General features: G+C 71.0%; 7 protein-coding genes. All 7 read right to left on the bottom strand.

The annotated features are described in order from the left end of the window. Positions 1–15 precede the first annotated feature (15 nt). Positions 16–1,530, bottom strand: a complete 1,515-nt coding sequence (murC, locus tag ACFQ4H_RS34030; protein WP_377579260.1) for a UDP-N-acetylmuramate--L-alanine ligase — start codon at positions 1,528–1,530, stop codon at positions 16–18. A gap of 31 nt (positions 1,531–1,561) precedes the next feature. Further along, the gene (gene murG, locus ACFQ4H_RS34025) at positions 1,562–2,668 is read right to left on the bottom strand and encodes an undecaprenyldiphospho-muramoylpentapeptide beta-N-acetylglucosaminyltransferase (protein WP_377579258.1); all 1,107 of its coding nucleotides are present in this window, start codon (positions 2,666–2,668) and stop codon (positions 1,562–1,564) included. Positions 2,669–2,681: 13 nt separating this feature from the next. Then, complete coding sequence (locus ACFQ4H_RS34020; protein ID WP_377579256.1) at positions 2,682–4,130, bottom strand: FtsW/RodA/SpoVE family cell cycle protein; 1,449 nt, start codon at positions 4,128–4,130, stop codon at positions 2,682–2,684. A 291-nt stretch (positions 4,131–4,421) separates the two neighbouring features. Next, entirely contained in the window at positions 4,422–5,546 is a 1,125-nt protein-coding gene (mraY, locus tag ACFQ4H_RS34015; protein WP_377579254.1) for a phospho-N-acetylmuramoyl-pentapeptide-transferase, read from the bottom strand. Continuing rightward, entirely contained in the window at positions 5,543–6,964 is a 1,422-nt protein-coding gene (locus ACFQ4H_RS34010) for a UDP-N-acetylmuramoyl-tripeptide--D-alanyl-D-alanine ligase (protein ID WP_377579252.1), read from the bottom strand. The genes mraY and ACFQ4H_RS34010 overlap by 4 nt, the downstream gene beginning before the upstream one ends. Continuing rightward, the gene (locus tag ACFQ4H_RS34005; protein ID WP_377579250.1) at positions 6,961–8,529 is read right to left on the bottom strand and encodes a UDP-N-acetylmuramoyl-L-alanyl-D-glutamate--2,6-diaminopimelate ligase; all 1,569 of its coding nucleotides are present in this window, start codon (positions 8,527–8,529) and stop codon (positions 6,961–6,963) included. The genes ACFQ4H_RS34010 and ACFQ4H_RS34005 overlap by 4 nt, the downstream gene beginning before the upstream one ends. A 52-nt stretch (positions 8,530–8,581) precedes the next feature. After that, the coding region (locus ACFQ4H_RS34000; RefSeq protein ID WP_377579248.1) for a peptidoglycan D,D-transpeptidase FtsI family protein at positions 8,582–10,417 on the bottom strand (1,836 nt) is incomplete at its 5' end.

Here is a 10,417-nt window from a genome sequence, read left to right as displayed (position 1 = left end):
GAGTCGACCCCGACGTCATCCCGCGTCGCGGACCGTCGCGTCCGGACCGGCGGTGCCGGTGGCGGACCCCGCACCGGCCGGGGCGGCCTTCCCGACCGGCACCCCCTCGGCGGACCGCCGCGAGAGTGCGTCGAGCAGTTCGTCGCCCATCAGCGAGATGGGCGGTGCGCCCATGGTCACCACCAGGTCGCCCTCCCGGGCCCGTCGGGCCACCTCGGCGGGCACGTCGTCCCACGAGTCGAGGAAGATCTTGTGGTCGGCCGGCAACGCGATCGCCTCGGTCAGCTTCGCCCCGCCCTCACCTGGCTGGCGTACCTCACCCGGTCCGAAGACCTCCAGCATCACCACCTCGTCGGCCAGCCCGAGAGCGGTGGCGAGGGCGGTGTGCAGGTCCCGGGTCCGATAGACCCGGTACGGCTGGAACACGACGATGACCCGGCCACCGGCGGCCACCTCCCGCAGCGTCTGCAACGCGGCGGTCATGGAGACCGGGTGGTAGGCGTACTCGTCGTACACCATCACCCCGTCGACGACCCCCTTGCGTTCGAACCGGCGGCGGACGCCGGGGAAGACGGCCAGCGCGGCCACCGCGTCGGCCAGCCCGAGCCCGAGCTTGCAGGCGGTGAGCACCGCCGCGGCGCTGTTGAGGCTCATGTGCCGCCCGGGGACCGGCATCCGGATCTCGCCCAGCGGCGTGCCCTCCAACTCGGCCAGGTAGCGGACCCCCTGCGCCGACGACACGATCTCCGACACCCGCAGGTCGGCGTCGGCCGCCTCACCGTAGGTGAACACGGTACGTCCCTCGGCCCGTAGCGTCTGCGTCATCTCCCGGCAGCCCGGGTCGTCGGCACAGGTCACCACGAACCCGTCCGGGTCGGTGAGCCGGGCGAAGTCGGCGAACGCCGTCGCCAGACCGGCGTAGTCGCCGTACGTGTTGAGGTGATCCTCGTCGATGTTGGTGATGATCGAGACGAACGGTCGGTAGCGCAGGAACGAGCGGTCGCTCTCGTCGGCCTCGGCGACGAAGTACTCCCCGCTGCCGTGATGGCCGTTGGACCCGACCTCGGAGATCTCCCCGCCGATCACGAACGACGGGTCCTGGCCAGCCTGCTGGAGGATCATCGTCGCCATCGAAGTGGTGGTGGTCTTGCCGTGGGTGCCGGCCACCGCGACCGTCCGCCGACCGGTCATCGCCGCCGCCAGCGCCTCCGACCGGTGCAGTACGCGCAACCCCCGCCGCCGGGCCTCGACCAGCTCCACGTGGTCCTGCGGAATCGCGGTGGAGTAGACGACAGTGTCCACCCCGTCGAGGTTGGCCGCCTCATGGGTACGGTGGATGGTGCCGCCCAGCGCCCGCAGGCCGGCCAGCGTCGGCCACTCCCGCAATTCACTGCCGGAGACCGGAATGCCCCGGGTCAGCAGCAGTCGGGCCAGGCCGCTCATGCCAACCCCACCGACACCGATCAGGTGGACCGTACCCAACTCCTCGGCGGTCACCGTACCGGCGGGGCTGAACTGCGCGGTGTTCATAGGGACAACCTTCCACTCGCGGTGCGCCCGATCACCGGGCCACCGCCTCATAAACGAATTCCAGCAACGCCTCGTCACCGTCGCGCCGGCCGTACGCGGCCGCGGCGGCGCCCATCGCCGCCAGGCGTTGCGGGTCACGGATCAGCGGCACCACCGTCCGCTGGACCCAGTCGGGGCTCATCTCGGCGTCGTCGACCAGGAGCCCACCACCCGCCTCGACCACGGGCAGGGCGTTGCGCTTCTGCTCCTGGTTGCTGTGCGGGTACGGCACGTAGATCGTCGGCAGTCCGACGGCGGCCACCTCGGCGCAGGTCATCGCGCCGCCCCGGCCGAGCATGAGGTCGGCGGCGGCGTAGCCGAGTTCCATCTCCGACAGGTAGGGCAGCGTGACGTAGGGCACCGGCAGGTCCTCGGGCACCGAGATCGGCTCGTTGCGGGCGCCGACGACGTGCAGGACCTGGATGCCCGCGCCGGTGAGTTCCTTGGCTGCGCCGGAGACCGCGAGGTTGATCGTGCGGGCGCCCTGCGAGCCACCGGCGACGAAGAGCGTCGGCAGGTCCGGGCGCAGCCCGAAGTGGGCGCGGGCGGTGGCGCGCCGGGCCGCGCGGTCCAGCCCGGCGATCGACCGCCGCAGGGGCACACCGACCACCCGGGCGTCCCGTAGTGATTCGGCCTGGGTCGGCTGGTGCGGGAACCCGACGGCCACGTGTCTGGTGAACTTCATGCCGAGCCGGTTGGCGATCCCGGGCGGCACGTTGACCTCGTGGATCACGATGGGCAGTTCCCGCCGCCAGGCGGCCAGGTAGCCCGGTACCGAGACGTAGCCGCCGAAGCCGACGACCACGTCGGCGCGTACCTCGTCGATCACCTTGCCGGCGGCACGGGCCGCCTTCCACATCCGGTCCGGGGTGCGCATGAGGTTCATGTTCACCGACCGGGGCAGCTGGTAGGCGGGAATCAGCCGCAGATCGTAGCCATGTGGCGGGATAAGTTCGTTCTCCAGGCCACTGGGGGTACCCAGGCAGGTGATCTGGACACGTGGGTCATGCCGACGCAGGCAGTCCGCGAAGGCCAGCAACGGGTAGATGTGTCCTCCGGTGCCGCCTCCGGCGAGTACGACCGACCGCAGCGGCCCCATTCGGCGTCTCCTCTCACCGGCCATCCCGGCGCTTGCGCGCATCATCCGGACGTACGCTGTCGTCGCTGCGACGACGACGCGCCGGCAGCGGTGGCAACGGGGCCCAGACTAGTCGGACCCATCGGGCCGGCGGACGGGCATGCAGGGCTCTCGCCGCATCGGGCTCGGCCCGGGCGAACGAGGCCAGCATGCCGACGGCGGCGAGGGTCACCACGAGGGCGCTCCCGCCGTCGGAGATGAACGGCAGCGGCAGGCCGGTGATCGGCAGCAACCCGACCACCCCACCGATGTTGATCACAGCCTGGCTGACCAGCCAGGTGGTGACGGCCGCAGCGGCCAATCGCCGGAACGGGTCCTCGATCCGGCGGGCGATCCGCAGGCCGGTGTACGCCAGGACGGAGAACAGGGCGAGCACCACGATGCACCCGATCACGCCCAGTTCCTCGGCGAGGACGGCGAAGATGAAGTCGTTGTCGGCGGCGGGCAGCCAGTTCCACTTGGTGGCGCTCTTGCCCAGCCCGACCCCGAACCAGCCACCGTTGTCGATCGCGTACCGGGCCTGCAACGCCTGGTAGCAGGGGTCCCCACAGTCGGCCGGGGTCTTGAAGAACGCGGTCAGCCGCAGTAATCGGTAGTTCTCCGCGTCCTTCTCACCCGATCCGGCGCCCAGCGAGGCCACGGCGATCAGCAGGCTGACCCCGGCCAGGCCCAGCACCGACAGGGTCGCGAAGATCCGCTTGCGGACCCCGGCCGCCCAGAGCAGCCCGACCACGACAGCCAACAGGCACAGCATCGTGCCCAGGTCGTTGTAGCCGACCAGGACGAACAGCAGGCCGACCACCGGGAACAACGGGTTGAGCAGTTCCCGCCACCAACCCAGGGCGGCACCCTTCTGGGCGATGACGTTGGCTCCCCACAGCACCAGGCCGAGTTTGGCCAGCTCGGATGGCTGCACCTGGATCGGACCGAGGTAGAGCCAGAGCAGCTTGGCCTCCAACGGGCCGATCTTGGCGACCTCCAGGTTGCGCAGCTTCGCCCAGGCCAGCAGTGCGTCGAGGATCACCAGCATGACCAGCGACGCGCCGAGCACCGGCACCCCGAGGTCACGGAACGTACGGGCGGGCAGCCGTTGGAAGGCCCAGAAGGCGACCAGGCCGATGAGGGCGAAGGCCGCCTGCTTGCTGATCGCCGCGAAGGTGTTGCCATCGGTGGCGTACGCCTTGACGCTGGTCGCCGAGAAGACCATCGTCAGCCCGATCAGCAGCAGCAGGCCGGCGCTGGAGAGCAGCAGGTAGTAGGAGGCCAGCGGCCGGGCCAGCAGGCCCCGCAGGGCGGCGAAGGCACCGCCGACACCCACGCCCCGGGTGCCGCTGACGGCGACCGGGGCGGGTCCCTCGGCGGGCACTGCCGCCGTGGTACGACCACCGTCGGCACGGCGTGGTGGTAGCTGCTCATCCGTCATGCCGCAGGCCCCTCGTCCTCCCCATCGGGTCATCATCACCTGCCCGGCACGCCGGTCCGGCACACGTGACCCGGTCGGCGTGTCGACCCTGCGGCGTCGTACCGACCGGGGCTGGCCGGCCGACCGGGCCGGTGACCGGACGGGCGGACGCCCCGGCACCGGCAACGGGCGGGGTCCGTGGTGACGGGCCAGGGGACGACCGGACGGACGACGGACGGGGGTGTCCCGGCCCGGGCCGGGACACCCCCGTCGACGTTCAGTGCCGGCCGTTTCCGCAGCCAGCGGCACCGGTCAGCTCATCGCGGCCAGATACTCGCTGTAGAACAGACCCAGTGCGATGGCCACGCCGATGCCGGCGATGATCCAGAACCGGACGACGATGTTGACCTCGCTCCAGCCGGCCAACTCGAAGTGGTGCTGGAGTGGGGACATCCGGAAGACCCGCTTACCGGTGGTCTTGAAGGAGATGATCTGGATAACCACCGACATGGTGATGATCACAAAGAGACCACCGATGATCGGCAGGAGCAGCAGGGTCCGGGTGGACATCGCCATACCGGCGATCAGACCGCCGAGGCCGAGCGCTCCGGTGTCCCCCATGAAGATCCGGGCTGGTGACGTGTTCCACCACAGGAAGCCCACACATGCCCCGGCCGCGGCTCCGGCGATCAGCGCGATCTCCAGTGGGTCCCGTACCGAGTAGCAGTAGTCCCGGGTGTAGGCCGGGTCGGCGCACCAGTGCCGGTACTGCCAGAACGCGATCAGCGCGTACGCGGCCAGCACCATCACCGAGGCTCCGGTGGCCAATCCGTCCAGCCCGTCGGTGAGGTTGACGCCGTTCGTCGCGGCCATCACGACGAAGATGAAGATGATCACCGAGGCGACCTTGCCCACATCGAGGAAGTCGATGTCCCGGATGAAGGAGAGCATCGTGCTACCCACGGTCTCGACGTTGGTCGAGTCGCCCTCCGCGTCGACCATGCTGCTCGGGAAGTAGAGCGCGATCACACCGAACACGGCGCCGACCAGGATCTGCCCGAACAGCTTTCCCCGCTTGTTGAGTCCGGCGCTGTTGCGCTTGCGGACCTTGAGGAAGTCGTCGATGAACCCGACCGCACCGGAGAAGACCATCAGGCCGAGCAGCACGAGGGCGGTGATGGTCGGTTCGACCTGGGCGATCTGCTGATCCGGCAGGGTGGTCAGGGCCAGGTGGCCGGCGACGTACGCGATGACCGTGGCGACGATGAAGACCACGCCACCCATGGTGGGCGTGCCCTTCTTGCCCTGGTGCATGACCGGTCCCTCGGCGCGGATCGGCTGACCTGCCTTGAGCCGGGTGAACACCTTGATCGCCAGAGGGGTACCGAAGAGCGAGACGAGGAAGGCGATGCCGATGGCGACGATGACTGCCCTCACGCCGCGTCATCCCCCTCTACCGTGCCCGCCACCGGGGAGCCCGGCTCGACGCGCAACGCGTCGGCCACCTCCCAGGTGCGGTACCGCGAGCCCTTCACCAGGACGACATCTCCCGGCCGTAACTCGCTGCGCAGCGCATCAACCGCCGCCGCCTGATCGGTTACCAGCACCGACACTCCTCCCCAATTTTCGAACCCGGACGCGCCGTCGTGAATCGGCGCGGCCGGTTCACCAACCACGAACAGCCGGTCGACGCCGAGTTCGGCGGCGAGCCGCCCGACCTCCGCGTGACCATCCCGCTCAAACTCCCCCAGCTCGGCCATGTAGCCGAGCACGGCCACGGTCCGCCGGTTCTGGCCCAGGCTGGCCAGGGCGCGCAGGGCCGCCGAGGTGGATGCGGGGTTTGCGTTGTACGAGTCGTCGATGACCGTCACCCCGTCGGGGCGGTCGTAGACGTCCATCCGACGGGTCGACATCAGCCCCAGGTCGCCGAGGGCGGTGGCCAACTCGGTCAGGGGCATGCCGAGTTCGCGGGCCACCGCAGCGGCGGCCAGCGAGTTGCCCACCTGGTGCCGACCGGTCAACCCGAGCCGGACCGGCTGCCGCCCCTCCGGCGTGACCAGGGTGTACGACGCCCGCCCGCGCTCGTCCACGAGGACGTCCTCGGCGCGTACCTGCGCGTCGGGGGCCTCACCGACCAGCACGACCCGGGCCTGGGTACGGGTGGCCATCGCCCGTACCCGGTGGTCGTCGGCGTTCAGCACCGCCAACCCGTCGGCCGGTAGCGCCTCGACCAGTTCGCCCTTGGCCTGGGCGATCGCCTCCACCGAGCCGAACTCGCCGATGTGCGAGCTGCCGACGTTGAGTACGACCGAGATCCTCGGCGGCGCCACCTCACACAGGTAGCGGACGTGCCCGATGCCACGCGAGCCCTTCTCCAGCACCAGGATCCGGGTGTCCGGGTCGGCCTGCAGTGCCGTGTACGGATGGCCCAGCTCGTTGTTGAACGATCCGGGCGGCGCGACGGTCGGGCCGAGCCGGACGGCGAGCTGCCCGATCAGGTCCTTGGTGCTGGTCTTGCCGGACGAGCCGGTCACGCCGACCACGGTCAGCCCGGGCAGCCGGTCCACCACCGCTCGGGCGAGCTTGCCCATGGCGGTCAACGCGTCGTCGACCAGCACCATCGGCACGCCGTCCACGGCCCGGGTGCCGAGCACCGCGACCGCACCGGCGGCCACCGCGTCGGCGGCGTAGTCGTGCCCGTCGACCTTCTCGCCCGGAAACGCCACGAAGAGCGCACCCGGGACCACCTTGCGTGAGTCGAACTCGACCGGTCCGGTGACCTGGGCGGTCGGGTCGGCGGCGACCAGCCGCCCCGCAACCGCCCCGGCGACCTCGGCCAGGGTAAGGACGATCATGATTGCCTCACTGGACTGCCGAACCGGGCGGTCAGCGCGGAGGCCAACTCGATCCGGTCATCGAACGGGTATGTCTGCCCCGCGATCTCCTGCCCGCGTTCGTGCCCCTTGCCGAGCACGGCGATGACATCGCCCGGCTCGGCCAGCCGTACCGCCTCGTCGATGGCGGCCCGTCGGCCGGGCACCTCCAGGAGCTGTGCCGTGGTACCGGCCTCTTCGGCCCCGACCCGCACCTCGGCCCGGATCCCGCCCGGCTCCTCGGTACGGGGATTGTCGTCGGTGATCAGCACCAGGTCCGCGCCCCGGGCGGCGGCGGCCCCCATCACCGGCCGCTTCCCCCGGTCCCGGTCGCCGCCGGCTCCGATCACGCAGATCAGCCGACCGGTGCCGGCGGTCAGCTCACGCAACGCGGCCAGCGCGGCGACGATCGCGTCGGGCTTGTGTGCGTAGTCGACCACGCCCCGTACCGGCCCGGGTGCGTCGACCAGTTCCAGTCGTCCGGGCACGCCCGGGCAGACGGCGACCCCGGACGCGGCGGTGGCCGGATCGACCCCGACTGCGACCAGGGTGGCGATCGCCAGCAGCGCGTTGGCGATGTTGTGCCGGCCGGGCAGGGACACCCCGGCCGGCACCGCGATCCCGTCCGGGCCGAGGGCGGTGAACCGCTGGGTGTAGCCGGAGTCGCTGACCTCGATCGCCCGCCAGGTGGCGGTCGGGTCCCCGGCTGTGGAGTAGCTCACCGTGCCGGGCTTGAACAGCGGGCCGAGGGCCGGGTCGTCGAGGTTGAGCACCTCGGTGGCGCACCGGCCGTCGAAGAGCTGTGCCTTGGCCGCGAAGTACTCCGCCGAGTCGGCGTGGAAGTCCAGGTGGTCCTGACCGAAGTTGGTGTAGCCACCGACCGCGAACCGGACCCCGCCGACCCGTCCCATGCTCAGCGCGTGGCTGGACACCTCCATCACCACGGCGGTGACGCCGCGTTCCCGGGCGGCGGCCAGCATGGCATGCAGGTCGGTGGCCTCCGGCGTGGTCCGCACACTGTCCAGGGTGAGGTCGCCGAGTCGGGTCTCCACCGTGCCGATCAGCCCGGTGACGTGACCGGCGGCCCGCAACCCCGACTCGATCAGGTAGGCGGTCGAGGTCTTGCCGGCGGTGCCGGTCACCCCGATCACGGTCAGCCCGGCGGTCGGGTCGCCGTAGACAGCGCCCGCCAGCTCACCGAGCACCGCACGGGGGTCGGGGACCACCAACGTGGGCAGGCCGGCCTCGGCCGCCGCAGGGGCGCCCGCAGGGTCGGTCAGCACCGCCACCGCGCCGGCCGCCGCGACCGCCGGGACGAATTCGGCGCCGTGCCGACGCGATCCGGGCAGGGCCGCGTAGAGGTCTCCGGGGCGGACCGCCCCGCTGTCGTGGGTCACCCCGGTCACCGTGACTTCGGCGGCACCAGCTGGCGGCTCGATCGTGAGCCGAGCGGCGAGGTCACCGAGCCGAATCGGAACAATGGTGCGGGGACGTGGATTGCCGGGCACGGCGTCAGACCCTACCCGGTCGACAGGGCCGGGACGCACAGCCGCCCCGGTAGTTCGCCCGCACTTACCGATGATGTCGGGTTATCGCCGGTCAACGGGGATAGACGACAAACTTGGGCGGTTTCGTACCGGTAGGTGGTACCCGGTAGTGACGGAGAGCAAAGCTCATGATCTCCTTGAACGCCGGGCTCGCGATGTCGCCACCGCCCCCCTTCGGGGTGTGCGCGAAGACGGCCACGACGTAGCGCGGGCTGTCGGCCGGGGCCATCCCGATGAAGGAGGCCACCTCGCCCGGGACGTACTTGCCGTCGACCAACCGGGATCCGGTGCCGGTCTTGCCGGCCACCCGGTAGCCGGGGATGGCCGCCTTCACCCCGGTCGCGTCCGGGACGGTGGTCACCGCCTCCAGCATGGTCCGCAACGCGGCGGCGTTCTCCTCGCTGATCACCCGGTGGGTACGGGGTGCCGGCGCCGGGGTCCGCTTCCCGTCCGGGGCGATGGTCTCCCTGACCAGGTGTGGCTGCACCCAGGTGCCGCCGTTGGCGATGGCGGCGTAGACGGCGGCCATCTGCAACGGGGTGGCGTCCACGCTGTGCCCGATCGGCACCGACCCGTACGACGAGCCGCTCCACTCGTCGGGTGGGAGCAGTCGGCCGGAGGCCTCACCGGGCAACCCGACCCCGGTCGCCTGCCCGAGGCAGAACTTCTGCTGGTACTCGTAGAGCTTCTGCTTGCCCAGCGCGTCGGCGACCTTGATCGTGCCGACGTTGGACGAGTAGGCCAGGATTCCGGGCAGGCTCATGTTGGTACCGGCGGGCGCGGGATGGGTGTCCCGGAACGTCTGGTCACCACGGCGGATGGCCGGCGCGACCGGCACCTTGGTGTCCGGTCGGACGATGCCCTCCTCCAGGGCTGCCGCGAACACGATCGCCTTGTGCACCGAGCCGGGGTCGACCACGAAGCTGGTCGCCGCGTCCTCCCGGTCGGTCGGCTTGCTGGGCCGCCACTGGGCCGCGTTGTACGTCGGGTGGCTGGCCTGGGCCAGCACCTCGCCGGTACGGATGTCGAGGACGACCGCCGCCCCGGTGCTGCCGGCGACCCGTTGCATCATCTGGCTGAGGATCCGCTGCGTCTCGTACTGGAGGTCGCGGTCGATGGTGAGCTGGATGGAGCCACCCGGTTGGGCCTCGGTGACCCGGTTCCGACCGCCCGGAATCGGGGCGGCCAGGTCCCCCTGCCCCACCTCGAACTCCCGCCGGCCGTTGACCCCGCGCAGCACGTCGTCGTAGCGCGCCTCGAGGCCCTCCAGGCCCTGCATCTCGTTCCCGGTGAACCCGATCAGGTTCGCGGCGAGGTCCCCACCGGGCACCTCCCGGCGCTCGTCGCGGTGCACGTTGATGCCGGGAAGCTCCAGCTCCATGATCTTCTTGGCGGTGTCGATCTCGACGCCCCGGGCCAGGTACTCGAACTCGGATGGCCGCCCGTTGGGCCGGTTCCGTGGCGCCATCCGCTCGACCAGTTCGGAACGGGGAATGCCGAGCAGCGGGGAGAGCGCCTCGGCCGTGGCGGCCGGGTCCTTCACCCGGGTCGGGTCGGCGTAGACGTAACGTGCCTCGACGCTGTGCGCCAGCGCCGTCCCGTCCCGGTCGTAGATCGCCCCACGCGGGGCCGGCAGGTCCACCCAGGCGATCCGGGTGTCGGCGCCACCGTTGGCGTACGCCGGTGCCGGCACGACCTGGAGTACGACGAGCCGGATACCGATGGCCACGAAGACGGCCAGGGTCAGGAACATGCCCAGCCGCAGCCGACGCTTCGGGTCGGCCAGGCGCGGCGGGCGTGGTGGTTTGCGGATCGGCCGGCGGCGGGGCGGCGGGGCGGCGGAGCTACGCGGTCGCCCACCTGCGGTGCCGCTGGTGGGACGGCGACG

The organism is Micromonospora sonneratiae (genome assembly GCF_042679305.1).
Classification (GTDB): domain Bacteria; phylum Actinomycetota; class Actinomycetes; order Mycobacteriales; family Micromonosporaceae; genus Micromonospora_H; species Micromonospora_H sonneratiae.
The sequence above is the reverse complement of the archived record's forward strand: the minus strand, read 5'-3'. Positions and strand labels throughout refer to the sequence as shown.